Consider the following 24,271-nt stretch of genomic DNA (forward strand, 5'->3'; position numbering starts at 1 on the left):
CCCCGACTACTATTGAAGTGTCGGGATTTTCATTCTCCCGGAGATACTTCGATTGACCCTAAGTTGTTACGAATGATTGCTTGCTTTGATTCATGCTCCGCGATGTGCGCGTCGAACTCTTCCTGAGGCACGAACACCAGTTCTTCCATGAGCTGGTCAAACGCCTGGTGTGCGGCGCGGCGCTTCACAATGTCAGCGGCAGTCTCAGGAGTCGGCCACGGCTTCGCGCGGGACTTCTTCCGACTGCCAGACGTGACATGGATGTTCTGCTGCAAGAGCTGGAACAGCGCCGCGAGGATCTGCGTCTGCTCGCCCATCTCGAACGTCTCAGGGCGATGTTGCTTCGTCTGCAGCAGGCCAGCCTCGGCCGCGGCCTCGTACACCTCGACGTCCCGCAGCTTTGCCCACCGCAGATACGAATCGGACCTCCGGTCCAGCATCGCGACCAGATTCTCTAGCTTCGCGAACGAGTGCCGACCCCGCCAGAAGTCAACGATGTCCAGGCCGAACCGCTCATGCAGGTCGGCCTCAAGCGCGTCCCCGTACCGGTCTACGACCCAACTGAGGTCAGACGCCCTTTTCCCGCATCACTGTCCGGGTCGGCGTCCTTGTCGTCCGCCGGCGTGGGGTCGTAGTACTTATCGATGTCCCGCATCAGCGCAGCGAGCGCGTCATCGGCCATCTCAGCGCCCTCAGTCGTCCAGAAGGCATCGAAGTCCTTACCGAACCGGATCTGCAGCGACACCAGGGTCGGCTGCTCCATCGGCGGGGTATCGATCAGCGCCTGCACATCCATCGCGTCCAGGGCCTTGTTCCACAACAGCTCGGCCTTCAACTGTCGCTGCTTCTCGCCGAACGTGAAGTGGCGGAACGCTTTCGGTCGAGTAGGAGTCTTCCGACCCTTGATCGTGTACTCGTACGGGTCGTCCTTCGTGGCTTCATCCTGGAAGTCCACTGCCGTGCGCTTCATGGTGCCTCCTGCATCCCGGTTTCAAGGTGCTGCTTGGGGTTACTGCTGCGCTGGTGGCTCCGGCCGCAACGTCGGGGAAACCACCGGACGAGGCGGCGGAGCGGCGAGAGGCTGCTCCGGCGGAACCTCGGCGATGTCATGCCCCCCGTCGTAGAGGGCGGCGAGATAGCTTGCGCGGTCGCCGAACACGACCTCTTGACCGGTTTCCTTGTGGGTCAGCGCCAGACGTTCGTCGGCCATAGCTGCCTCTCTGATGAGTAGAGCGAGGGTCCCGGTTTCACGCGCAGGGTGACGGGGCCGCGATGAAACCGGGCGGAAACGGCGCGACCCCGCCACGATCTAGGCGGAGGCCACAGTGATCCCCATGCGCTGGGCTGCGGCCAGAGCGCCGGGGCCGAACAGGTACTCGCTGTAAGGGCCGCCGGCCTCGTCGTCCTCGTCAGCCGCGAGCGTCACTCCGAACATCTTCGGAGCGTCATCGGAATTATTCCATTGCTCGTCCTCGTTCTCCGAGAGGCTCACTCGGCCGAACACGCGGGCCATGTAGAAACGGGACGCGCCCTGGCCATCAGCGCCGAGAGCAACAGCGCGCCAATACTTTGTGACAGGCTGACTCGGCTGGGTGAACTTCCACTCGCCAGCCGCAGACATCTGAACGCCCGACAGGTCGAGACCGTGGTAGACCTCGTACGCCTTCCGCTTCGTCTCCAGCATGCCGAACGACATATCCGTATCGATCGACTCGACGTCGCGACGCAGCACCGAGGAAGAGCCCCACCCTCGGACCTCCTGCATGGAGCGGTCGAGTGTGAAGGACACGCCTTCATCGCTCAGGCGCCCGACCGACTCGTAGACGTCCGGGATCTTGATCTGGCCGCTGGCTGCGACCAGCGTGGTGATCAGGGGGGCGGACTCGGGCGCGAGAAGCACGCCACCGAGTACCGCGCGCCTAATGTTCTTGGCGTCGAACTCAAGGTGGGTCTCGAGGCTTGCCGTGGTGGTAGCCGGGGTGCTCATAGAGCGGCCTTCCTGTGGGATCAGGCCGTCGTACGGCCGGGTCAGTGCATGGCAAACACCCCGAACCGCGGTGCGGGTCGGGGTGGTCGAGCGCCCGGTTTCCTAGCTACGCCACGTCTACAGACGTCCTGACGCCTTTAGACAAATTGCAGCGCAAGTGTGCTGGTTGCGTATTCGCGTAGGTATGCTCACCGCCGCGAGCAAGTGGAATAATGTGATCGACCGAGAACGACATCGGGTCGGGATGCTTCAGGTCCTCATCGATCCCCCTGTCACAGAGACCACAGCGGCCTGCGAAGCGGTCCATGAGAACTCGTCGCTCGACCACGTCGTACGGCGCTTGGTGACGGCGCGCGCGCCTCGCGTGCTGCAGTTGAGCGACGAACTCTCGGTTCGACTTACGCCAGACAGCCTTGATGTCGCGGAGTCGCTGCTTGTGACAGTCCAGCGAACACGTCGCGGTGAGACCGCCCTTGCGGTTGTCGGCCTGCTCAGTCGCGCCACAAACGAGACACGGAGCTAGCCTGCGTCGTCGTTTGGCAGCCCGTTCTGTCGACGTCTTTACTGAAGCGCGGAGACGACGGACGTGCTCCACTTTCGCTCGGTCATCTCGTCGCCGAGCGCAACCCGCGCAGTATCTGGTCCGACCACCACGCTCAGCAACCCGCGTAGTCCCCGGAACCAAATCCGGAAGGGCCGCCTTGCAGGATCCGCACAAAACTGGCACTACTGGATCCACGCCGTATCGTCGAGCCTGGTTGTAATGCGGGTAGCAGAGCCCACGACAGAGACGCTTCTGATCCTGGACACATCCAGGGACTCGGCAGCTAGTCGGGCGTGGAGGAGGGGTCGTCGACCCACGCGCGATCCTGCGAGACCGTGCGTAGTGGCGCTGGCATAGGGCCTTGGCGTGGACGGGACGACCGCAATCGGGGGTGGAACATATAGGCTCGCTCACGCGAGCACCTCCGGAGATCAGAGTCCAGGTGCTTGCACTGCGTCGGGGGGTGTTGAAGGCACCCTCCGACGCCCTTTCATTCTACCCACTTTATGGGTAGACGGTGGGCTTATCCCAGTGAGGGCGGAGACGTATTAAGTAGCCTCCCTCAGTTCTCCGATCATCTTCATCGGTGATCGGGAACGGTGCCGGTGCTGACGACTCCGTGATCCGGTGAATCGCGATCCCCTTGTGTGATCCTCCGTCGCGGTACGACAGGAGAATCCGGCGGAGCTCGCGCGTGATCTCCTGCGATTCGACGCGGGACGGCGCCCACGAAGCGACGTAGACGACGCCGACGAGGAGGTCGCCGATCGCGTTGACCCCGCCGACACCGGGCGCGAGCTGGGCGTGGACGTAGCGCTCGTCCCGGTCGTCCGGGGTCCGTGTGCCGACCCGCTCGAGGCCCAACCGTTCCCCGGCGACTTCGACGTCCGCAGCCATGTCCTTGATGAGCGCTTCGACGTCAGGGAACTGGTCAGTAACGGCGAGTGGGGCCGGCACTAGGTGGCCTTCGCCGCGCCGAGTGCTTTCGCGACGTAGTTCCGCTCGGTGGTGACCGAGTTGCCGACGTCCTGCGGTACAGCAGCACCGCCGCGAGGACGATTCCGCCCCGAGTAGGAGTCCTGCACGACACGGACGGCTACCCGGTCCCCGGTGACGGACTTGTGGCCGCCCTCCACGCGAGTCGATCGTGCGGTACCGCCTCCGCCTGCCCTGTTCGACTTCGGGGTGAAGCCGGCCAGGATCGGGGCGAACTTCTCCGCAGCCGGCCGGAGGGCTTGCTGCTCGATGCGACGGGACTTCAGCAGAGCTCGAACGTTGCGCTGGTTCGGCCGGAAACCATCCACCGCGACCTCCACAGTTGTGATGACGGCGGCGGACACAGGTAACGATCACGGTGGCCGTGTACGAATAGCGGGCATGGTGGTCACCGTGTCGCTGCGCAGTGTCGTGACAGCGTTTGTCCTGTTCGTGGCTTTCGGCCTGTTCGTGGCCGGCCCGATCTACCTTGTTGCGAACAACTTGCCGATGGTGGCGTTCATCGTCGGCCTGTTCGGGTTCGCAGCGGTGTTCGCGTGGGTGCTGTCGCGCGGTATCGACGTGGCGGCCCGGTTGTTTCGGCGTGTCAGCCGGTAGTCCGCTCGAGGTGCACGATCAGACCTGGTTCACCCGTCGAGTTCGCTGACGGCCACGTCTCGGGTGAACCGATGACCCGCCACGGGCCGAGCGCCTTCAAGCTCGAACCAACGGCCGGTTCCGGGTCGCTTGCCCGTCGGACCCGGTCCGTCGCACGGATGTCAGCTGAGGCGTCCGCGACGTACAGGTCAGCTTTAGTCGTGACCCGCTGCCCCGTCGTGAGATCCTCGGAACCAGGCGTGAGGCGGACCGTGCAGCCGGTGACGGCGTGCTCGGTGGGGGCCCCGACGATGTCGCCATCGTTATCCCGCGCCGCCCGCACCACGATGACCGTCTCCAGGGTCGACCCGGTTCCCGCATAGGTGATGTCGAGCTCGACATGGTCCACCCGACCGCGAAGGTCCGGCCACACCGCAGGCTGCCCAGCAACGTCCAGGCGGGTTCGGCCTGACGCGCCGACGAGCCACCCGTCCACCTCGACGAGGTCCCGGGTCCGGATCTGACCGAGGACCGCGCCGCCGTACACGCGGAACTCCCGAACCGGCTTCCCGGCGGTCGCCTCGTCCCCGCCAGTGGTGCCGCGGGGTTCGACGAAGCAGCCGGCGACCGTGTCCACGACCCCGGACTCGACCAGAGCCCCGTCGACGCGCTCACGCCGGATCACGCGGACTGTCTGGCCGCCGATGCTGCGCGCCACGTCAGCCCCACAGGGAGACGCTGTAGCCGCGTCCCGTCGAACTACCGGTGGCGACTGCCGTGGAGGTGCCGTTGAGCAGAGCCCGCTGGTCCGCCGTCAAACGCAGCAGACCAGACGCGACCGCGACGTTGATCGTGTGCGACGTCGACAACCCGCCCACCGTCTGAGACTCGGACTGGCGGGCCCGCGGATTGTTCATCACCGACGCCACCATCTCCGACTCGACCCGCACCACCCTGATCTCCGGTGTGCGGCCGTCCCCGACCCGGGCCTGCAGGTCGGGGAACTCAACAAGGATCAGGTCCTCGGCCTGCTCGAGGAGCGTTGCCACCTTGCCGGCGTCGTCCTCGACAGTCAGGTCGGGGGCGTAGATCAGGACGTCGTTGAAGTCGGCGAACGCCACACCAGCCCCCTACCCCGTCAGTCCGTCTCGGTCTCTCCGGTGTCCAGGTTGTGAGTGACGGTCACAAGCTTCCCGTCAGGGCCACGAACCTGGTACTTCTCGACCCGGTCGGGGCCCTTGTCGTGCTCGGGCTCCTCCGGCTGCGGGAGCGGAATGACGGCGTTCACCGTCTGGTACCCGGCAGCCGCGGCTGCGGCCTTGTCGGGCTCCACCGAGGTAGCCCGCTCGTACGGGTCGGTGGTGTCGTGCGGGGCGTCGCCCGGCTCGACGACGCTGGGCCGGTCGATGTGGTGATCGAGCGTGGTCTGCTTACGCTCCCGGCGCCGACGGGTCGGCTGCTGTCCGGGGGTCTCCGCTGCTGTAGCGGCCATGATGATCTCCTGCGGGTGTGGGGTGGTCTGGGTTGCGGCTACGGTCAGCTGTTGAGAACTCCGCGCAAACGAGCGCTCGCCTTCGGACCGAACGAAGCCAGCCCCACGTAGAACTCGATCCGTGTCCGGTAGACCGGCTTGGAGTCGATCTCGCCGAGGTCGTACACCTGGACGCCGCCGTTGGTGATACCGGTCGTGCCGCCGTCCGACTCGTCCTGGCCGAACTTCACCGCGTAGATCGACGACGCGGCCGAGCTCGAGCCCTGCGTCTCCGTCTGCGGGATGATCGGGGTGCCGTCAGCGCGGGTACCGATGTCCAGCACCGGAACGCCGTGCCAGGTCGCGACCCGCTTACCGGTGGAGTCCTCGCGGATCGTCTCCGCGCCACCCAGACGGCGGCCGGCAGACAGGATCCGGGCCCGGATCGCGGCGTTCGTGTAGAGCGCGTCAGCGCCACCGTCCACAGCGGCCATGAGGGCGTCGAGGGCGTCGAAGAAGTCGTGCCCACCCGCGACCGGCCCCATACCGTTCGTGGCCGTGTCGATGACCTGCGAACCGGCGATCCGCTTCTTCAGGCCGTCGAACGCCTTCGAGTCGACCGCCACGTCACCGTTGATGAACGTGTCCTGGAACTTGTAGGACGACGACTTCACCTTCATGCGGGCCTGGTTCGCCCGCAGGCTCCCCAGGTCCGACGGGGTCGTCTGCTCCAGGAACTTGTCCACGTCCGCGTCGCCACCGAGAATGCTCAGCTTCTCGGTCGCCTGCACGATGGTGCCCGTGGACTCGATGTACGCCTCGTTAACCCCTCGGAAAGCCACTCCGGGCAGGGTCTGTTCCATGTTGTAGGCGTAGGCGTTGCCGGCGATCGGCATCAGCGGGAGACGGTCGAGCAGTGGAGACTCGATTACGAACGTCTCCATGATGCCCTGCGCCAGCGGCGTGGGCGCGTACCGAGAAGCCTCGGCCAGGGTCATTGCCACAGTGGTTCCCCTCCTTGGGGATGGCCCCGGTCGAGTGTCGAGCCGGGAGTAGGTCTACTTCTTGGATTCCGAGAAGGCGGCGGCCATTCGTCCGACGCCCGGGGTCGCGTTCGCGGAGCCGGGCTGGGTGCCGTTTCCGGTCGCGCCGATGCCCGCGTCAGATGCGGGGGCCGCGGTCTTGGTGGAGCGGTACGCCTCGTTGCCGTCGACCGCGGACTTGATGACCGCGGCCAGGTCCTTCTCGAAGCTGTCGCTGGCCGGGTCCATGTCCTTGATGGAGTCGGCGACGCGGCGGGAGTCGAGGACAGCGGCGACGTTCGCGCCGAGCTTCGGGTCTGAACCGATCCGCCACGCGGCGAGCTCGACCCGCTGCTGGCGGATCGTGTCCTCGCGTGACTGGACCTCTCGGTCCTTCTCCGCGGAGACTTCTGTGAGCCGGGCGTCGCGCTCGGCCACCGCCCGCTGCAGAGCCTCCGGGTCGGGCGGAGCGTCGCCCTTCTTGACCCCGAGTGCGACAGCCAGGTTGTCCATCAGGTCCTGGTGGGCCTTCGCCGCACGTTCGACCTCGGCCTGCTTGTCCTTGACCGCCTGCTCGGCTGTCTTGCGGTCTTCCCGTTCCTTCTGGAGGGTCCGCTCGAGCTTCGAGGTGTCGCCGCCAGGCTTCTGCTCGGCGGGTTTGCCAGATCCTTCGGGGTCGGCGTCGCGCCGACCCTCATGGTTCTGACCGGGCCCACTGGGCTTACCGGCGGTGCCGGTCTCGGAGCCGCCACCGCTCTCGTCGCCAGACTCAGCCTGCTCGGCAGAACTAGTCGTTGCTGCCGCAGTGTTTCCGGCGCCTCCGCCGGAGCCTCCCTCGCCCTCAGCGAGAGCGGTCAGGAGCAGCGCGGAGAATCGCTTGTTGTTCTTCATGGGGTGTCCACTTCTTGGGCGTCGCGCCCGTGTTGGGACGTCACCGGGGCGTCGCGCCGAGATGACTGATGCCTGCTGTGCCGGCGTCGCGCCAGGAGCAGGTGTTCCGCCCGTTAAGCGCCGGGCAGAGCGCAGGTCTAATCGGTGATATAGCCGAACTTCCGGAGCAGCTTGACCGCCGTGTCCCGGTCGCCGTCAGCGATCTCAAGCACGCTCTCCGGCATCAGCCGCGGCACCTTCGCCCGGCTGTACCGGGTCGGGCCCTTCTCGGAGCCGTACTGGGCGATCAAGCGTTTGCCGGCGATACCGCCCCGCGTGGTGCCCTCGTCGGTGACGTACAGCTGGCGGCCGTACACGTCGACCCGTTCGAGTTTCCCTCGGGACTTACCGCCGCGGAGCATCTGCTGTTCCGCGTTCGTGAGTCGCCCCGGTCGGGACAGGCCCTTGGCGCCGCGGCGGGCGTTCACGGCCTGGTTCATGTCGGCGCCCAGCCGGATCGCCTCAGCGGTGGCCTTGCCGAAGTACTTGTTCTGGTCCGACTCCGTCAAAGACTCGAAGTACGCCTGCGGGTCCGTGACGAGGTCGTCGGCCGCGTCTTCGGCGGCCGGGATGTGGATGCAGTCGCAACTTGGGGTTGTCTCGGGTGCCGCTGGAAACCAGACGACACCCGATACCTCCGTCCCGCGAGGATCGCGCAACGACCGCACGACGGAGGGACTAGCATCCGGACGTAGCCTGTGACCTGCGGTTCGACCGCCATCTCGATGTCGGTTGCGGCCCGGCCGGTGTCGGAAATCTGTGTGTTGACGATCGTCGCCAGTGACTCCTCACCGGACGCGATCGCCTCGTCGGCTGGCTTACCTCGCGCAATGTCCGCCAACGTCGCGAAGATCGGGGCGTACATCAGGTCGTCGAGATCCCGCCCGTCCGAGGCGATCCCAGTCAGCGCGTCCGGGAGCAGGTCCCCCAGAGGCGACGGGTCGACGCCCTGCGCGCGGAGAACCCTGTCGACGTACTCGCCGGCCTGGTCGATCGCCGCCAACTGCAGGGTGCCGACGCCAGCCATGAGCCGATCTGAAGCGCCGATCCGATCCCAAGACCCGCGGAGGTCGGCGGGGTCGAGCTCGCGCCACACCTTGCGGGCTTCCTGCTCCCCGCGGCGAGACAACGTCGCCAAGAGCGCGTAGAACGCTCGGGCGGTCTCCGCGACTGCTTCTGCGGTCGCCACCGGCTAAGCCGCCGTCGTCGGGCGGGTCTGGGTCGCCTGCGGCGGAAGCGTCACCGAGTCCGTAGCTGCGGGAGGCTCCGGTGTCGCCCGGAACCTATCGGCGGCCTGCAGGATCGGATCCGTGGCGGCCTGCGCCTGCGCGTCCTCGAGCTTCTTACGCTGCTCGTCCTCGCGGAGCTTCAACCACCGCTCCACCTTCTGCGGTGTCGCGCCCGGCAGCAGCTCGTAGCCGGCCTGCACCGGGAACTCCGCTCCCGACACCAGCTTGACGATGCCGTCGACGAGGACCGCAAACTGCTTCGTCTCCGTCTCCGCCCAAATGACCTCGGACGCGAGATCCTCGAACTGCTCGCCGCGGGCCCGGTTCGCCAAGCGCATGACCTGCTCCACGGACTCGCCGTTCCAGCGCTTCAGGTCCGAGATCAGGGACTGCAACGTCGACTCGGCCGCAGTGAGGGTGTCGCTGGACAGGTTCGACATCCGGTTCAGCAAGTACTGCGGCGGCACCTGCCCCGTAGCGAACAAGTCCGTGAGGAACTCTGTGAGCACCGAGATGTAGTTGCTGAGGTTGCTCTCGGGCATGTCGAACACCTTGGTGTCCGCGCCCGGGAACACCAGCGCTCGGTCTACCCCGACTCGCCCTGGGGAAGTGACGATCGGCAACGGCTGCCCGTTCGCGTCCAGCAACACCGTCCCGTCCTCGGCGCGCTGCGGCACAATCGCACCGTGCTCATCCCGTAGGACTGGGTCGTAGCCGGTGAACACTCTCTGCCGGTAGGCGGAGAACTGCATCGCCAACAGCGTTTGGAAGCGGATCGTGTTGATCGCGTCCTGCTGCGGCATCAGCTGCTCGAGCGCCGACGTCGGTTCCCCGTCCGCGTCCTGACGGTTGTCGAACGCGACGAACGGGTTGTCCTCCAACGGGTTCGCCCCGGCCTTCACCAGCGACCACGCGCCCGGGGTGATCGAACCGGACATGCCGCCACGCTCGAACCGGAACCACGACTCGTCGTCGTAGACCACGCCCACCTGCCGCGACGTCTGACCGTCCACGCCGGCCGGCAGGATCAGCCGCGACGGGGGCCGGTCGTCGACCGTGTACGTCTTGCAAGACCACAACGTCGTCCACGGGTCGTCCGGGTCCGGCTCGAGATGTACCCGCTTGCCGTTCTCCGGCCGGATCAGCGGCGACTTCCGCGCCTTCTGGTTCGGCCACACGCTCATCAAGCCGCGCCCGTGCAGGAACGCGTCCGTGTACGGGATCCGCTGCCGGCTGTCGAGCTTGTTCGGCTGCCACACCTCGTTCCAGGTGGCAACATCAGCCTCGTCGTCCCTGCCAGTGCGGAAACCCTCCGCGCGGAGCCGCTGGATGGGGGTGTCCATCGCCAAGGCGAGCCAGTTAGCGACCGCCTGCTCCCGCAGCTTCAAGTACTCCGCGTTCACGCCCTCGGGCGCGTACGGCAGGTCCTGGTTGCCCTTGTAGTAGGCGGTGCGGCGCTCGTAGCCGGGCTGCTTCGCGCTGATCCGGGCAAGCCCGATGTCGAGCCGGTCCCGCGCCTGGGCCTCGTCCACAAGACCCCCAGCCAATGTCCTAGTTGAAGCCGTACATGCGAGTGGAGATCTTTGAGGCGACCACAGGCTTTCTCCCCCAGCCGGCGGCGCGAGCATCAGCTGCGGCCTCGTGGCAGATCACGGAAGTGACCGCGCAGTCGATCTTCTGCATCTGGCTTGGTTTCCCGAGGATGTAGCGGTCCGCAGACTTGGCGATCTTGCGCGCGTTACCCATATGCGTCGCGGTCACCGGGCACCCATCGTGGGAAAGCTCGCCCGTCTTCAAGTCAGCCACGAACCGAGTCAGAGCCGGGTACATGCGGCCGATCTGGTTCGTCGGCCACGGCAAGAACCGCTCCTCGCCCCACATCCGGGCCCACTGCTCGATCTCCGTCTCCCACGACGTCTCATCGTGGAAGCCAGGGTCGCAGTACGCCCGCTCGAGCGTGAACGTGTCGACGATCTCCGTCCAGGCCACCAGCACCTGATCGCGCGGGATGCGCCCGCCCCACTCGGCGGGATCCCAGATCGTCGGGAGACGGTCAGGGCCGTAACGCGGGGTGAACTGGAAACCGGCCAGAGTCTCGAGCCGGATGACGCTGAAGTCCGAGTTCTCGCTGCCGTCGAACCCAGCGCACACCGGGGTGCTCGCATCGACAGTCACGCCGGGACCAGCTCGCGCGACCCCGCTTCAGCCGAGTCCCACAAGCCGTCAGGAAGCCAGGCTCCAGAGCCCTGCACGATACGGTTCCCGTAAAACCGCTCAGCCTGCGCCGGATCCGACTCCATGAGCTCCGCCGCCTCGGCCTCGATCGCGTCCAGGTCCACCCACCACGAACCTTGGTAGACGTAGCGGTGGATCTGCCGGCGGTCGGCCTTGTTCTTGTACGACAGGTGCGCCGGCGGCTTCCGGTAGAAGCGGAAGATGTCCCGCGACGGCGACTCGAACGTCTTCTGCGCCGTCGAGTTCTCCGCCGGGTTCCAGCAGTTCGTCGTCTCCAGGGCGCGGCCACCCATACCAGCCAGGCCTCGCCGCTGCGTCTGGGCGACGTAGTGAAGCTTGTTGCGGTCGTTGTAGAGCTGCGTCTCGTCCTGCACCGCGTACGAGATCGGGTTACCCAGCCGGGACATCGCCGACGAAGTCACCGTTTCGACCTTGCCCTCGTTCGGGAGCCGGATGAAGTTCTCGCGGATCTTCAACAGCTCACCCAGACGACCGTTGCGGATCATCGACTGCAGCGGGCGGTACGTGTTGGCGGTCTGCTCGTCGCTGTAGGCCGTCAACTGGATCAGAGGAGTCGGCCACGGCATGCCCTTCGGCTCACCCGGCTCGTAATCCCAACCCCAACCGCAGTCGCAGCCGAACTCGGCGCAGTCATACGCCTCACCCGACTTGGCCCACCCCGCGAACAACGCCGGGCCGGCAGCTTCGAGCGCGATACCGCTCGCTGCCCAAGGCCCCTTACCGCTGTTGCCGGTCGGGATCATCTCTTTGCCAGCGAGAAACGTGTGCGAGCTTGAGTCGACGGTGATGCACTGTGTCGGGACGGCAGGCATCGGATCAATCGACACGATTCGTCGATGCTCGTGCTGCGCGTGACTACGTCCCGGCGGCTTAAGCCGGGACTGCTTACGCGAGAGCCGAAACACCGGCATGTCCGACCGCGCTGCGAAACCGATGCGCCACTTCGGGCCGGTCACTCGGCCGTCCAGCTTAGCTTCGCCCTCATAGCAGACGGGACGAATCCCGAGCGACCTGATCAGCTCTAGAGCGCCGTCACGTAACGCCGGAAGCGTCGTCGTGAACTCGCACCTGCCACGCTCATCGCAGTACCCGTCGGTGTCCATGAGCCCTTGCAGCAACGACCAGCGCTGCTTCTCCGAGGCTCGCAAGTAGCTCGACGGGATGTGCTTGTTGCCGAGAAGGCCCGCTTGACGCAGATCGCCGTACAGCCCGATCGTCTGACGTCGCTTCTCGACCCTCGTCCGGCGAACCTCGTACCCAGCTAGCTCGACCTCATCGAAGACACCGTCGTCGATGCCAGTGATCCGGCCATCACCGCTGTGGCCATCCCCCAGCCATGCCCCAAGTACGTACGGGTCAATCGGGAGGTCCGCGTTAGAAAGCTGAAGCGGCGACGCATTCCGAACTCGGAACCGTCGCGCGCCGTGCGAGTCGACCAAGCCGGCGTCGAGCATCTGCTGAGTCGAGACCCGTTCGGTTACATACGTGCCTGACGGGGTCCGCCGGTCCACGACCCAACTGTGATCGCCGCAAGCGATCAACTCTGCGCCGTCGGAGAAGAGGACCCGGAACGTCTGCACATCCCAAACGGGCGACTTCGAGACGACGCGCGTGGGGTCACCATCGCGATCGAACACGGCGTCGCCGACGGCGAGGTCGCCCATGGTCGTCCACCCCGTAGGGGTAGCGATGAGCGTATCGAGCGCCAACGCTTTCTGGGGCGCCACGATCTGAGAGCGGCGGTAGAAGAACGCGGGCGCCAGCACCGGGTTCTCTGGCACCCAGACGGCGTCCTCACGTACCCGGTAGTGGTTGTAGGTGCACCACGCCTGCCAGTCCGCCATGACGTACGGCTCGCCCTTGTGGAAACCGTCCGGGACGACACAGTGATGCTCGATCCAGTGCTCCGCCAACGGCCCCAGTGTCGGGAAGTCGACGACGTACTCGTCAGCCTGCGTCGTCACCGTTCACGACCTTGAACCGCGACCGGGGGCGAGCAGTGGCAGTGGGCTTCTTCGCGGTCGCACGCTTCTCGCTGACCACATCCGCCGCGACCTTCCAGCCGTTCTCCTTGAGCCCAGCCGGCGTCAGGCCGATCTGGTCGGCGAAACGCACCACGACGTTGCCGAGAGCCGCCGAGGCGTCGCTGGCTTCCATCCGAACAGACCAGCGAACCCACATCGCCACGGTGCGCTGACGCCACGGCTCGGCAGCCCACGCGGCAGCCTGAGGAGTCCGCCACGCCTGCTCCCACACCTCACGCTCGCGGTCGGCGAGGTCCGGCAGCGGGAAGTCAGGAGTCTCGCCTGTGAAGCCTTCAGCGGGAAGAGCAGTCAAAGACAGGCCGCGGCGATCAGAGCGCCCGGAGGTTGGGTCGGGCTGCGGGCCGGATCTATTACGCGCGCCTCCCATAGATTCACCTCCGTCTAGCCGATCAAGCTTAGTTGTTCACCGCCGCCCCGATCGGACTTGAGGCAGTTGCAACTGAAACACGCTGTTCGCAAGTTGGCCATGGTATGACTACCGCCGCGGGCCAGCGGGATGACGTGATCCAGTGTCGGCGCACGGGGATGCGGAACCGCCTTGTCGATTGCTACTTTTCTTCGACATAGATGGCAGCGGTATTGGTCTCTCTTGTAGATCCTGCGCCGCCAGATCGGTTCGCACTCGCTGCGATGTTTGCGTAACCGACGGCGCCCGTTGCCCGCGCGCCTACTACACCGCCGTGAGCAGTACCACGTATCCGCTCCCTGGATCGTCCGGTCCCACAGGAATCGATCCCCGCACTCACGGCATTCACTGTCAACGAACCGAACCCGGTGCCGCCGACGTGACTCATGGGTGACTGGCACAGGGGTGCTGCGGATTGGGTGTCCATCCGGAACAGCACTTGACGGCCACTGACCCGTGAATATGAGTGTTCGGCACGGTCCTGAGCGGCAGGTAACCCGAGCGCCTTCGCGAAGACTCTGCCGTCGTCGTTCAACTAGTTGGCCGCAGGCCTCGCACTGCCGCTTGACCCGCAAGCCCGGGTCGACGTACCCCCGCGTTTTGGCATTCTCGTGCCAGAACCGCTTGCCGTGATCCTCGCAGCAGCACAGTTGCGTATGACGGCGCGGGCGGAACAGGAGGCTACATGTACCTAGTGCACATGGTCGGTCTGGCAACGGTTCGGCGAACCGCACCCCGGCGTGGACTTGCGAGCAGAACAGGCTGCAAAACTTAGTGTTACCACGACGGCCAGCGATGCTAGATCCGCATTGCACGCATAAACGCTGGGCGTCGCAGTTATCGCAATACAGCGGTGGCGTTCCGGCCGGTGCTGGCACGAGGTGGCCGCACCGAGCCTGGCGAGCCTGCTTTGGCCACGATTGCCCCGGAGAGCAGGACTCGCAAGCCATCCGCTGTCGGCCAGGATGGCTCGGCACTTCGTGACCGCAACGTGCTACGCGCGTTTTCAATTTGTCACTGCTCCCATGAGATGCGACAGGCCCGGAGCATGGGAACTCCGGGCCTGTCTAGCCCTCCGGGATCAGCGGAGGGGTGTGTCTACCTGCGGGCCGGAAGTGGCGGCAGGTGGAAGATCGCGAAGGGTGAACCCTGCGCGCCTAGGGCGGCTCTCCCCGCCGGTGACTGGCAGGTCAGGCGCCCCTTGGGTCCCCCGCCAGGGTACCCTAAGAACCGCTGGTCAGACCCTTGATCGTTGATCACATGCTGCGTTTCCGCAGGTCAGAAGCGTGCCGGTTGCGGTCACTCGCAGTGACGGGCTGGCGGGCAAGAGCGGAGGCCGCCGGCCGATTCGGAGGTTGGCCTCAAGCCCGCTCGGCGAGCTCAACCACTACGCAGCGGCCGGCACGTACGTGCGACAAAGGCCATCCATCGACGCGAAGCCATCGGGTTCGGCTCACGCTTCGGGTCACGCGTACTGCTCGCGGTCGTTCCATCCGCCTCGCTGAGCCGGCTCGGCTGCTGTCGCTTTGCCGTGGTGCACATGGCACAAGCCTCGACCCGCATCAGGGTCATTAGCATCAAGGCCTTGAGCAACGAGGTCACGTCTACTCAATGGCCAATGGTCGGCCACTGTGCTCGGCTCGATGCAACCCTCAGGCCATTGGCATGTCGGATGCTTGGCCAAGACGCCTGGCCTGAACCGTGTGCGGTGCTCGTGGTCGTAGCCTCGCTGGGCTGGCGTGCCTCGGGCCTGGTCCGCTGTGCGCCTGCAGGCTGGGCACTTACCGCCGAGAGAATGGAGATCGGGGCAACCTGGAGTGGAGCACACACGGATGCGTGGTCTAGGCATCGTGGCTCGGCTGCTGTGCGAGTAGCACTTCGGCAGGGGGACGGTGGAAGTGCTGGATCCTGCCCGGTAGCACTTCAACCGGAACGCGCGGCGTCACCGCTTACGCCCTCGTGCTGCCCTGGTCCTGGCTGCCTTGCGGGCGCTAGCACTTCGCTTGGCGTGCGTGGTTCCGCTGTTCGCGATGGCCGCGGCCTTGGACTTCGAAGCACCTTGCCTGCGCAGGGCATCGTAGACATTCCTGCGTCCGGGCGCGATGTAGCCCTTGCGGTTCCCGCCTCGCTTGCCGCTGCCCTTGCGAGCCATGGCGTCTTACCTCCGAGGTGACAGCACTTCGGGTTGCGCTACTTCTTACGACGGCTCTTTCGGCCCCCTGCGGCGCTGCCCCGCGCAGCCTCCGGCGTACCAGCCTTGGCGCCGCTCTTCTTGCCGAGCGACTTCGGTCGGCCTCCGCTGGTCTTCTTCGCTGGCATGGCTACTCCTGGGGCAAGTCGAGGTGCTGCAGGTCTATTGGTTCGACAGGCGGTGCCTCAGGGTTGCCGCGCTGCTCGATGAGGATGCGGTGGGCGAACATCGTGACGGTGACCTTGACGAGGTCAGCCTGGTCGTCGCGGTATCCGTCGGCCTGGTTGAACTCCATGGCGTGGACGCGGATGGTCTCGCCTTTGGGGCACAGGATCGGGGTGCCGTTGATGCGGAGCTCGTTGGCTTTCAGTACGCCCGTAGCACCGCTACCCGACTGGGCTGGCGTGTACTCGAGGATCTCGATGTGGGCCGGCTGAGGCCGCGGCATCAATCTTCCTCGTGGTCTTCAACAGGCGGGATCCCGGCGTCCAGGAACTGCGGGTACAGGCTCGACCTGCGCACCACGCACTCGCCCGGCTTCACTGTCGCTGGCACACGCTCGCGCGGCTCGCAGCCGTCCAGGCGCTCGTGCACCGCTCGGAGCCAGTCGTTCGCCATCGGGTGCCTCCACTGTCGGAACCTGCAGGGCCCGAGATGTCGCTGGGGAGCGGAGACCTAGGGGCCGAGCAGGTGGGTCAGGAGGTGGTGCGGGACAAGAAAAAGCGCCGGTCCAAGAGCGCCTCGATATCGTCGTTGATGCGCGTACGACCGGCGGGACTGAGGGAGTCGACCTTGCGTCGCTTACACAGGACGCGAAGGTGCTCATCCACGGAAGGGATGTCTGGACAGGAGAAGGCCTCGCGGTGCGGGGCCGACCTGACGAGGACCGCTTCCCTGGCTTGCTGCTGAGCTCGCGTGAGTGGCGGCATCGTCACCCCCGGTAGCGGTGGTGCCAGGATTCCCCGGGCTGAGACCGACGACTCGTGACAGTCCGTGCCCGATAAGAACGATCGCGCGCTCTGAGCGGCTTCGGAAGAAGTGGACATAAGAATGCCCGGGTTCCATGTTCTCTGAGAACGGGCGCATGGTCAAGTCGCGCTCGTTAACTGGCACGTTGGGCGCGGGTGCGGCGCAGTTCGGCGTTGTAGTCCAGCGCGGCTCGGAGCTCGACCCGGAGACGGCCATCTTTCCCGACGTCGCCGTCGATCTTGTCTCTGTAGACCCACATGTAAACGGCTCGCACTGAGACCCCGGTGTGTTCGGCTGCGATGTCGACGGTCACCCAGTCGTCGAGTTCTTCGACGCCGCGGACTGGGCGGAGCCACGTCTGGCCGTAGCGGTCGACGAGCTGCCCGTCCAGTTCGGCGCAGGCCTCTGGTGCGTACTCGGCGAGAAGGTCCCGGTACCAGCGCGCGCAGCGTTGCGCCCGGTCGGTGCGGGTGTCTCCGGGCCACGGCCAGGTCATGCCGCTCCTCGCCGGACGGGGGCCGAGTGGTCGCACACGGTTCGGTCTCGGAGCCGTCCGATCTTGTCGCACTGGTTGCATGCTTTGATCCGCCTGTTCTCGTCGGAGGCGAGGATGTCGGTGAGGCGCTTGTAGTCCTCTTCGGCCCACCGTTCGTGGCAGGTCTCGCATTCGACGTGGTCTTTGCCGTTGGGTCGGACAAGGGTGAGGCGCCCGCATCTGGGGTTGGGGCAGGGCGCGGGAAGTTTGTGCACGAGCTCGCCGCGGCCGGCGAGGATGCGGGTGCGGTCGTGGAGGTCGAGCATCCGTAGGGCTGCGTCGAGGCCGTCTTGCGCCCAGTAGGTGTATTCGTGCCAGCCGGTGGCGCCGGTGCTGAGGACGTCTCCGCCTTCGGGGTCTGGTCGCCAGACGCGGACTCGTTCGCCGCCTCGGTAGACGTCGCGGTCGATGGCGGGGAGCTGGGTAAGGGTGTCGGTGGTGTTGGTGAGGACGGACACGGCTCGTTCGACTCGGATGCGGGCGCGGGACGTCCAGGCGGCTTCGATGTCCCAGTCCTGGCCTAGTGCTTCGGCTACCTGCTCGGCCCAGAGGGTGGTTTCGACGTCGATGTCGCGCATGAGGGCTTCGACGGATAGCCTGATGGGGACGGGGAGGTCTCGGGATGAGGAGACGACTTCGCCTGTGGTGTCTCCGCCGGCGGCTATGAGGGTGGCGAGTTCGCGCCAGTCGGCTGCGAGGTGCGGGATTTCGTTGCGGACGGTCTGGGTGCAGATGGTGCACAGGCCGCGGTCGGTGTTGATGGGGACGCCGACGTAGACGAGGTGGCCCTTGGCTTTGATTGGGCGCCCGTCGGGGCCTTGGACTCGTTGCCGGTCTCCGCAGCGTCGGTCGCGTGCGCAGCGTCGGGTGCGGTCAATCTCCGGAGGTTCGTCCTCTGTGGTGTCAGGCTGCGCGTGTAGCGCGTTGGCTGTGGCCGTGCGGGTGGATGCTGCTCTGGCGACAGCGGCGATCTGGCCGGCCACAGCGCCACGACTCGAGCTGCCTCGGCGGTCGAGCTCGGCGTGGAGTGAGCCGCAGCCGCCGTCCTGGTCGCAGTCGGCCATGCTGCCCCTCCCGTGGCAACGGCAAGGGCATGTGAGGGCGTACGGGTCTGACATGGCGCGGCCTCCGTGATCTACAGTCTCGGATCAGCCTCGGTCTCGTCCCCGTGGTCGTCTGTTAGATCGGCGCGGCTCCACCTCTCGCTCCCCAGCACAGGGGCGGGGCCGCGTCGTCGGGCTCAGGCGGAGCTCGTCTCCCCCGCTTCGGCGCGGTCCACTAGGGACCGGCGGATGTGCCCGACTCGTTCGATCTCTCGTTCCAGGTACTCACGGTTCGCGGCAAACACCTGCCGCTGGTGCGCGAGGTCCTTTTCCAGATTGCGGATGGCTTGCTCCGCTTTCTGTGCGTCCCGGTAGGCGGTAGCGAAAGCGGTCATGACGATGGCGTCGGCGCCGTGGGGTGTGGGCACGCTCGGGTTCTGGCCGCTCTGCGTGTTGCACCAGGGCAGCGTCAGGTCCCAGGCGGTGTCGAGCACGGGATCATCGTGGTCGCTCTGTGGCAGTGGCTGGGTGTAGCGCGGCCCGTCGGTGTCGGTCATGAGGTCTCCTCGGCGTCTCGCCTACGTAGCCATTGGTGGTCGCAGAACACGCACTGGCGCTGGACGGCTGGGGTGCCTTCCGGGGGCCGGCCGATGACCATGACGACGAACCCGCCCTCGACGCGCTCGTTGGGCGGGTACTCGGTGTGGCGGAGGTAGTGGGTGCCGAGCAGGCCGCAGCTCGGGCAGGTGCAGAACGGGTCGTTCTCCTCGCGGGGTTCTACCCGCGCGGCAGTCGAGTCACGGTCAGTCATGCCGTGCACTCAGTCATGACATGCGGGCCGCTGGCTCCGCAACGGTGGGGAATCGACTGCGCAGCCCAGAGCGGACCGTCTGGATTCTTGCGGAGCGCTTCCCTCTCGTGCCTCATCGCCAGCTTCCAGGCCGCCCCTTGGACCATCCGCCGTGCCCGGTCGCGGCGACGGGCGTGGGTTCCTCCGCCTCGCTTCGCGCACGCGACACCTTCGGCCGCCTTGCACTCTCCGCAGGGCACGATCAGCACGGCGTCGTCGTAAGGGACGCCGTAGCCGATCAGACGGTGCGTTTGCCTTTCGTCAACTGGGCTACGGATCCAAGCGTTGGTCGTCATGCGCGGTCCTGTTCGTCGGGCCAGTCGGTTCCAGTGGAGATCATGTACGCCTCCATTGAGGCGATCATGCGGTCGGCCAGCGAAACTTGCGTCCCGGGCCATGGGTCGTGCAGGAACGGCTTCTCGCCGACCGCTACAGCTGACCGCTCACCCCGGAGCGTGTCCCTCCATAGCCGGAGGTCTGCTGGCCTGACGCATACGGAATCACCGCCGGCGGTCATCGCGTCTCCTGTCGGTGTCGTCGAGCGGACTGGCAACGGTCAGGGGTGTGCTCGGTGAGGAACGCGCCCTCCACAGTGCCTCCGCCGCTGGCCGTGAAGTGGGCTGGCTCGCGCTCGTAGAGGCGGGGGCTTGGCTCTACCGGCGTGGTGCGGCAAGTGAGCAAACCCAAGGGCGTCTCGACGCGAGACACGGTGGTTGGTCCAGTCGGGATGGCGCCCATCAGGTCGTCGACCATCACCGGGGTTCCGCAGTTCTCGCACGGCTCGTTCACGACCACCACTCCCGGCACGCTGGGCAGTTCCGTCGCATCTCGCGGCGGCTGGCTTCCTCGGCCTTCACGCGCTGGCGGTCCGCTTCACACTCCCGTTCCCAGCGTCGCTGCCGGTACTGGTTCTCGGCGTCAACGGCGGCGAGGGCTTCCGCGTAGTGCGGGGTCTCCGGGTGTGGCAGCGGGACGATGTCGGGTTTGAAGATGAGCTCGGGTTCGACCGCGGTCATCGGGCAGTAGCAGGGAGGCGGCCCCAGCGCGTTGAGATCGGCGGTCATGTCCCTCCCCCATGTACGAGACGCAGCGTGGGACGCGACGCGGCGATCACGACTCTCCTCCGTGCTGCTCCAAGAACCGCGCTAAACCAGCGTGCACGTTCTGGATCGACCGGACAGCGTCAAGAGAACGCTTGGTCGCGAGATCAGCGGCCTTGTTCGCAACCTGTACGTCGCGGAGTGCGGCAATGACGGTCTCGACGTCGACGTACCCGATGCCGCCGTTGCCGATGCGGCTGGCGTCGTGGAAGGTCGGGCCTAGTTCGCGGACTATCTGGGCGGCGATGTCCCGCTCTACACCGTTCGCGGTGTCCATGGCGTGCTCGCGAAGTTGGCTCGACAGGTCGCGGATCGTGTCCCGGCACTGCTCCACATCCCGACCGAGGCGAGCCACCTGCTCCTGGGCGTCACGCACGGTCCAGTGCAGGCGCGCGGCCAAGGCACGGACAGCAGGCGTCTGCTCATCGGGCTTCAGCTGTGGGGCTTCACGGACCACTGTCATCGCGCGGGACCGGGCGCGGGATGGCGGGCACATGACGCCCCACGACGGCGGCAAGTCGAGCCCATCCACGAGCGCGGCGTAAGGAACGACGAGCCACCAGCGGTCGCAGTACCGCTGCCACGGGTCGGACTTCGTGAGGTCGGCTAGTTCGACCTGTAGGTCTGCACGAGACACCTTGATCTCGTGGCCGACCAGTTCTGAGCCGGCCGCGCGAGTGACGCCCTGCCAGATGAGGTCGGCTCGGCGGCCTCCCCCGGGCGCGTCGATCTCGGCGGCGAAGATCCCTGCTGGGACGGTCTCGTCGCGGATGTAGTGCCGTCGTAGGGCGGACAGGAGATCCGAGGCGGTGGTCTTCTGCGGCGCCTCAACGCCCGGAATCGTCTGTGCAGTCACAGCGCACCTCCGTGGACTAGGCGCAGCGTGGGACGCGAGGACGGTTCCCACACCTTGACGGGGACACCGGCAGCGCGCAGATGCCGGAGGCAGTCGTTGGTTCCGGCGCTGTCGCCGAGTGGGTAGGCGAGGGCGTGCGTCGGCTTGTGCTCGGTCACCATCCGGGCGTTCCTACGGGGGCCTGCTGCCGGACAGTACGTTCCCCCGCCGCGGGATGGCCGGCGGTGGTTACGGGTGCAGGTGAGGTCGCACGGGCCCGTCCAGTCCGCTCGCACCTCCTCGTGCAGCGACTGAAAGCCGGACTCGTCGGAGATGTCCTGCCACGCCTTCTTCGCGAGGTAGTCGGCGCCGAACCGTTCCCCCGTGCCCTTGTCTCGGGAGACCTGGCCGCCCTGAATCAGGACGGGTGTGCCGGTCGTGGACAACTGCAACAGCGCCAGGAGGTCGGAGCGGATGGTGGCGTAGTCGCGCCATTCACGGCTACCTGTCACGAGGATGCGGAGCTGGGTCATGACGCGCCCCGATCAAGCCAGCGGATCATCGCGACGAGGTTCTCCGTCGAGACGTCGTTCCCGTGCTCGAACCGATGGATCGTGGAGGCGTTGCCCACCCCGATCTGCTCGGCCGCGGCCCGCATCGACAGCCGCTCGCGGCGACGCTTCTCCCGTACGAGGAACCGCAGGTTCGTGATGACCTCGACGATCTCGGCGTAGGAGGTCAGCTCGCAGTCACCGCTCGGCTGGGGCGCCGTGTCTGGGGTCGCGGTCACGGGGTCTCCTCGCGGGCGGAACGGATAGCAGCGAGGAGTAGGGACGACAGGGCTCCGACGTAGATCGTTGCTACGTCAGAGTCGTCAGCCCGCTCGACCGAGACGATCTCCAGCACATCGCCGCCGAAGTCGGGGTTACAGGACACCCACGGCTGACCTTGCCCGCCCCACGTGGCGTCGAAGTCTTCGGCGATGGTCAGCCCTTCGCTCTCGCACACCTGCCGTACGTCGTCTACGGAACGGAGAGAGGGAGGGAGATCGGAATCGTCGTCATGCCCGGTGTCCAGTTCCCACTGACGGAACGCTAGGACGTCGTGTCCGACCTGCTCTGGCGGTAGGCCAGCAAGAACGTCTAGAGCAGCGGCGAGTCTCGGCCACCGACTTCCGTCGCGGTATCGCAAGAACCCGCGACCCGCTGGACGTCCGCCACCCCAGACTTCGCGGACGACCGATAAAGCTTCACTGTCGGCGCCGAGCGCGATCATCGCTTCGCGCAGTTCGTCGGCCATAAAGAGGAGCGCCGGGGACGGGTTCGGGTCGTTGTCGACGTCTGCGAGTACGGCCTTCATGCGACTTCGGAAGTCACCGGATGATGGTGCGGAATCGCGCGATCCGACTGTCTCCGTCATGCCCTACATACTACCGCGATAAGCGTGCCCATTGGTGCGCTGACCAGCACGAAACTGCCCGCAGATCAATGGATCGACAGGCGGATGAGCGGTAAGATTCGAGGTGCACGCTCCCCCATGAAAACGGGGTCCGACGCCCAGCCTGGACAGCAGATGGCGTCGAACCCCTGACGACTTGCAAGGAGTCGCCATGTGCAGGTTAGACAGCCATACCCGGACCCGCCTAGCAGGGCGGTGGGGCCGATGACATGGACCAAGTTGTCCGACGACTTCAGCGACGACTGCTGGACCCTGTCGGCCGCCGCGTTCCGCCTCCACGTCGAGGGCCTGTGCTGGTCCAACCGGAAGTTGCTGGACCTCGCCATCCCGAAGGACGACCTCCGTCGGTTCGCGAAGGACACGGCCGCGGTGACGGAGCTGCTCGACGTCGGCTGGTGGTCCGACACGGGCAGGACCTACCGGATCAACCACCACGCCCAGTACCAACGCCTCCGGGACGACGTCGTGAAGCAGCAGGCCGCGAACGCCCGCAACGGCGCGAAGGGTGGCCGACCTAGGAAGCCTGGACGCGAACAGGTGCGTGACTTGAGGAAGCCAGAAACCCAGTCGGTTAGCGAACCGCTAGGCGAAAGGGACGGGACTGGACTGGTCTGGACGAGAGGAAGAGGAGGAGCTACTGATGAACCTCCACGAGGAGCGGTACTCGGGCTCAGACGCAGACCCCATGTCCGCCCCCTACCTGTCCCGGCTCGACGAGGAAGACGAGGATTGGGAACGGACGTGGGGACCGAGAGATCAGGCGTCGTGACGGAGGCTGTCGGGGTCGGAGACAGCCCGTCGCGCCTTCTCCCACGCGGCAACCGTGGACTTCGTCCGTGGCTGGACCTCACCCCAGACGATCTCTTCCTGTCCAGACCGCTCTTGCTGGTCCTGCTGGCCTCCGACCGCGGAGATGTGCGCGTCGGTGAACGCACGACCGTAGGCACTGGTGAATGCTTCGTAGTCGCTGATGTGGTCCACGCTGGGAGTCTCCCACTCGGAGGGTTGTGACGGGCTAGGGCCGCTGTCGGGACCGGTGCCGGGCACTGCCTGCGCGCCGGTCCTGACGCCCTTGCACTTGGCCCTTATTAGTCGCTCAGGTCCCGAGACTCGATCATCGCTACCGCGTGCAGGTTGATGTGCACCGTCGGTCCGCCATCGGTGGACCTGATGATCTGGCTGGGCATGGCGTCCTTGGTACCCCGCCACACCGCAGCCGCCGCCTCCTGTATGCCCGTTGCTACGTCCTCGTCGACGCGGGTACAGACCTCAGCGCCGTGCAAGAAGATGAACCTCAGTCGTACTTCGCTCATCGCTCCCTACCCCTTCCCCGTACCCCTGAGAGCCCGCCTGAGCCCCGGGCCGGTCATGTCCCGTGCTGGGTGTGGGTGGCGGCAGCCGGCGCCAGAGGGGCAGCAGGAGCGAGTCACGGCTCCTGCCCCGCGTCCTGACGAGCGTCGTACGCCGCCGCTCGTGCATCACGGTCCCGGAGTGACTGGATCGCTGCGTAGGCCGCGCGGAAGCGGGTCGAGAACAGGACGTGGGAATCAGGACGGGAGCGCGTGATGGCGGTTGCGATGTCGTTCGCCAGTTTCGATTCGGTCGCGCTCAGGTCGGGCCTGGACAGGGGCTGTGCAGGCGGCGGGCACAGCAGGTCTGCTTCCGCCCTAAGCTTCGCGGCGACTTCCTCCACGGTCCCGACGCCGGACTCGGCGGTGCTGTGGCCGGGCGCGTTCCAGACCTCGATCACGTAGCGGAGAGGCCGTGGGGTCGGGTCGCCCGATGCGATGTCGTCGCTCACTCGTCCTCCTCCTCGCACCCGCACTCG

Annotated in this window: 34 protein-coding genes; 1 reads left to right on the top strand and 33 read right to left on the bottom strand. The window is 66.3% G+C overall.

What is annotated here, in order from left to right; all coding sequences use genetic code 11:
* Positions 1-29: 29 nt before the first annotated feature.
* The 7 genes from EV383_RS21610 to EV383_RS21640 all read right to left on the bottom strand — a co-directional run bounded on the left by EV383_RS21610 (position 30) and on the right by EV383_RS21640 (position 3,871).
* Positions 30-440 carry a hypothetical protein gene (locus tag EV383_RS21610; RefSeq protein ID WP_130291608.1) on the bottom strand — a complete coding sequence of 137 codons (411 nt, stop codon included), beginning with the start codon at positions 438-440 and terminating at the stop codon, positions 30-32.
* 110 nt (positions 441-550) lie between these two features.
* Positions 551-970: a hypothetical protein gene (locus EV383_RS21615; RefSeq protein WP_130291609.1), complete on the bottom strand. Its 420-nt coding sequence runs from the start codon at positions 968-970 to the stop codon at positions 551-553.
* A 39-nt stretch (positions 971-1,009) separates the two neighbouring features.
* Positions 1,010-1,210: a hypothetical protein gene (locus EV383_RS21620; RefSeq protein WP_130291610.1), complete on the bottom strand. Its 201-nt coding sequence runs from the start codon at positions 1,208-1,210 to the stop codon at positions 1,010-1,012.
* A 99-nt stretch (positions 1,211-1,309) separates the two neighbouring features.
* Positions 1,310-1,987 carry a phage tail tube protein gene (locus tag EV383_RS21625; RefSeq protein ID WP_130291611.1) on the bottom strand — a complete coding sequence of 226 codons (678 nt, stop codon included), beginning with the start codon at positions 1,985-1,987 and terminating at the stop codon, positions 1,310-1,312.
* Positions 1,988-2,093: 106 nt separating this feature from the next.
* Positions 2,094-2,294, bottom strand: a complete 201-nt coding sequence (locus EV383_RS32740) for an HNH endonuclease (RefSeq protein ID WP_130291612.1) — start codon at positions 2,292-2,294, stop codon at positions 2,094-2,096.
* A 741-nt stretch (positions 2,295-3,035) separates the two neighbouring features.
* Positions 3,036-3,428 (bottom strand): hypothetical protein, encoded by a 393-nt coding sequence (locus EV383_RS21635; RefSeq protein WP_130291613.1) that lies wholly within the window; start codon positions 3,426-3,428, stop codon positions 3,036-3,038.
* 59 nt (positions 3,429-3,487) lie between these two features.
* Positions 3,488-3,871 (bottom strand): hypothetical protein, encoded by a 384-nt coding sequence (locus EV383_RS21640; protein WP_130291614.1) that lies wholly within the window; start codon positions 3,869-3,871, stop codon positions 3,488-3,490.
* Between the two features lie 37 nt (positions 3,872-3,908).
* Here EV383_RS21640 and EV383_RS21645 point away from each other — a divergent pair, with 37 nt between their 5' ends.
* A complete protein-coding gene (locus tag EV383_RS21645) occupies positions 3,909-4,124 on the top strand; it encodes a hypothetical protein (RefSeq protein ID WP_130291615.1) in 216 nt (71 codons plus the stop codon).
* Here the strand turns inward: EV383_RS21645 and EV383_RS21650 are convergent.
* The 26 genes from EV383_RS21650 to EV383_RS21775 form a co-directional block, all read right to left on the bottom strand.
* Positions 4,114-4,821, bottom strand: coding sequence for a hypothetical protein (locus tag EV383_RS21650; protein WP_130291616.1), 708 nt, complete (start codon positions 4,819-4,821; stop codon positions 4,114-4,116). The genes EV383_RS21645 and EV383_RS21650 overlap by 11 nt on opposite strands.
* A 1-nt stretch (position 4,822) precedes the next feature.
* Positions 4,823-5,224, bottom strand: a complete 402-nt coding sequence (locus EV383_RS21655; protein ID WP_130291617.1) for a hypothetical protein — start codon at positions 5,222-5,224, stop codon at positions 4,823-4,825.
* A 17-nt stretch (positions 5,225-5,241) separates the two neighbouring features.
* Positions 5,242-5,595 (bottom strand): hypothetical protein, encoded by a 354-nt coding sequence (locus EV383_RS21660; RefSeq protein ID WP_130291618.1) that lies wholly within the window; start codon positions 5,593-5,595, stop codon positions 5,242-5,244.
* Positions 5,596-5,639: 44 nt separating this feature from the next.
* Entirely contained in the window at positions 5,640-6,572 is a 933-nt protein-coding gene (locus EV383_RS21665; RefSeq protein ID WP_341273755.1) for a major capsid protein, read from the bottom strand.
* Between the two features lie 60 nt (positions 6,573-6,632).
* A complete protein-coding gene (locus EV383_RS21670) occupies positions 6,633-7,487 on the bottom strand; it encodes a hypothetical protein (protein ID WP_130291620.1) in 855 nt (284 codons plus the stop codon).
* Between the two features lie 137 nt (positions 7,488-7,624).
* Positions 7,625-8,035: a hypothetical protein gene (locus EV383_RS21675; RefSeq protein ID WP_130291621.1), complete on the bottom strand. Its 411-nt coding sequence runs from the start codon at positions 8,033-8,035 to the stop codon at positions 7,625-7,627.
* Positions 8,032-8,715, bottom strand: coding sequence for a hypothetical protein (locus tag EV383_RS21680; protein WP_130291622.1), 684 nt, complete (start codon positions 8,713-8,715; stop codon positions 8,032-8,034). Before EV383_RS21680 ends, EV383_RS21675 begins: the two co-directional genes overlap by 4 nt.
* 3 nt (positions 8,716-8,718) lie before the next feature.
* On the bottom strand, positions 8,719-10,287 hold the full coding sequence (locus EV383_RS21685; RefSeq protein ID WP_165438444.1) for a phage portal protein: 1,569 nt from the start codon (positions 10,285-10,287) through the stop codon (positions 8,719-8,721).
* 19 nt (positions 10,288-10,306) lie between these two features.
* Positions 10,307-10,930 (bottom strand): terminase, encoded by a 624-nt coding sequence (locus EV383_RS21690; protein ID WP_130291624.1) that lies wholly within the window; start codon positions 10,928-10,930, stop codon positions 10,307-10,309.
* Positions 10,927-12,975: a hypothetical protein gene (locus tag EV383_RS21695; RefSeq protein WP_130291625.1), complete on the bottom strand. Its 2,049-nt coding sequence runs from the start codon at positions 12,973-12,975 to the stop codon at positions 10,927-10,929. Before EV383_RS21695 ends, EV383_RS21690 begins: the two co-directional genes overlap by 4 nt.
* A complete protein-coding gene (locus EV383_RS21700) occupies positions 12,959-13,423 on the bottom strand; it encodes a hypothetical protein (protein ID WP_130291626.1) in 465 nt (154 codons plus the stop codon). Before EV383_RS21700 ends, EV383_RS21695 begins: the two co-directional genes overlap by 17 nt.
* A gap of 14 nt (positions 13,424-13,437) precedes the next feature.
* Positions 13,438-14,412, bottom strand: coding sequence for an HNH endonuclease (locus tag EV383_RS33140; protein WP_130291627.1), 975 nt, complete (start codon positions 14,410-14,412; stop codon positions 13,438-13,440).
* Positions 14,413-15,404: 992 nt separating this feature from the next.
* Entirely contained in the window at positions 15,405-15,614 is a 210-nt protein-coding gene (locus EV383_RS33145; RefSeq protein ID WP_423213657.1) for a DUF7218 family protein, read from the bottom strand.
* 169 nt (positions 15,615-15,783) lie between these two features.
* Entirely contained in the window at positions 15,784-16,101 is a 318-nt protein-coding gene (locus EV383_RS21720) for a hypothetical protein (protein ID WP_130291628.1), read from the bottom strand.
* Complete coding sequence (locus tag EV383_RS31345; RefSeq protein WP_165438446.1) at positions 16,101-16,271, bottom strand: hypothetical protein; 171 nt, start codon at positions 16,269-16,271, stop codon at positions 16,101-16,103. Before EV383_RS31345 ends, EV383_RS21720 begins: the two co-directional genes overlap by 1 nt.
* Positions 16,272-16,755: 484 nt before the next feature.
* Positions 16,756-17,118 carry a hypothetical protein gene (locus tag EV383_RS21725; protein ID WP_130291629.1) on the bottom strand — a complete coding sequence of 121 codons (363 nt, stop codon included), beginning with the start codon at positions 17,116-17,118 and terminating at the stop codon, positions 16,756-16,758.
* On the bottom strand, positions 17,115-18,221 hold the full coding sequence (locus EV383_RS21730) for a hypothetical protein (protein WP_130291630.1): 1,107 nt from the start codon (positions 18,219-18,221) through the stop codon (positions 17,115-17,117). The genes EV383_RS21725 and EV383_RS21730 overlap by 4 nt, the downstream gene beginning before the upstream one ends.
* 176 nt (positions 18,222-18,397) lie before the next feature.
* The gene (locus tag EV383_RS21735) at positions 18,398-18,757 is read right to left on the bottom strand and encodes a hypothetical protein (protein WP_130291631.1); all 360 of its coding nucleotides are present in this window, start codon (positions 18,755-18,757) and stop codon (positions 18,398-18,400) included.
* Positions 18,754-19,011, bottom strand: a complete 258-nt coding sequence (locus EV383_RS21740) for a hypothetical protein (RefSeq protein WP_130291632.1) — start codon at positions 19,009-19,011, stop codon at positions 18,754-18,756. The genes EV383_RS21735 and EV383_RS21740 overlap by 4 nt, the downstream gene beginning before the upstream one ends.
* Positions 19,012-19,835: 824 nt before the next feature.
* On the bottom strand, positions 19,836-20,114 hold the full coding sequence (locus EV383_RS21745; RefSeq protein ID WP_130291633.1) for a hypothetical protein: 279 nt from the start codon (positions 20,112-20,114) through the stop codon (positions 19,836-19,838).
* Positions 20,115-20,160: 46 nt separating this feature from the next.
* Positions 20,161-21,006, bottom strand: a complete 846-nt coding sequence (locus EV383_RS21750) for a hypothetical protein (protein ID WP_130291634.1) — start codon at positions 21,004-21,006, stop codon at positions 20,161-20,163.
* Positions 21,003-21,518 carry a hypothetical protein gene (locus EV383_RS21755; protein ID WP_130291635.1) on the bottom strand — a complete coding sequence of 172 codons (516 nt, stop codon included), beginning with the start codon at positions 21,516-21,518 and terminating at the stop codon, positions 21,003-21,005. The genes EV383_RS21750 and EV383_RS21755 overlap by 4 nt, the downstream gene beginning before the upstream one ends.
* On the bottom strand, positions 21,515-21,775 hold the full coding sequence (locus tag EV383_RS21760) for a helix-turn-helix domain-containing protein (protein ID WP_130291636.1): 261 nt from the start codon (positions 21,773-21,775) through the stop codon (positions 21,515-21,517). The genes EV383_RS21755 and EV383_RS21760 overlap by 4 nt, the downstream gene beginning before the upstream one ends.
* Positions 21,772-22,404: a hypothetical protein gene (locus tag EV383_RS21765; RefSeq protein ID WP_130291637.1), complete on the bottom strand. Its 633-nt coding sequence runs from the start codon at positions 22,402-22,404 to the stop codon at positions 21,772-21,774. The genes EV383_RS21760 and EV383_RS21765 overlap by 4 nt, the downstream gene beginning before the upstream one ends.
* A gap of 795 nt (positions 22,405-23,199) precedes the next feature.
* On the bottom strand, positions 23,200-23,424 hold the full coding sequence (locus tag EV383_RS21770; protein ID WP_130291638.1) for a hypothetical protein: 225 nt from the start codon (positions 23,422-23,424) through the stop codon (positions 23,200-23,202).
* Positions 23,425-23,869: 445 nt separating this feature from the next.
* A complete protein-coding gene (locus EV383_RS21775; RefSeq protein WP_130291639.1) occupies positions 23,870-24,244 on the bottom strand; it encodes a hypothetical protein in 375 nt (124 codons plus the stop codon).
* Positions 24,245-24,271: the final 27 nt, after the last annotated feature.

The organism is Pseudonocardia sediminis, from assembly GCF_004217185.1.
GTDB classification, from domain to species: Bacteria; Actinomycetota; Actinomycetes; order Mycobacteriales; family Pseudonocardiaceae; genus Pseudonocardia; species Pseudonocardia sediminis.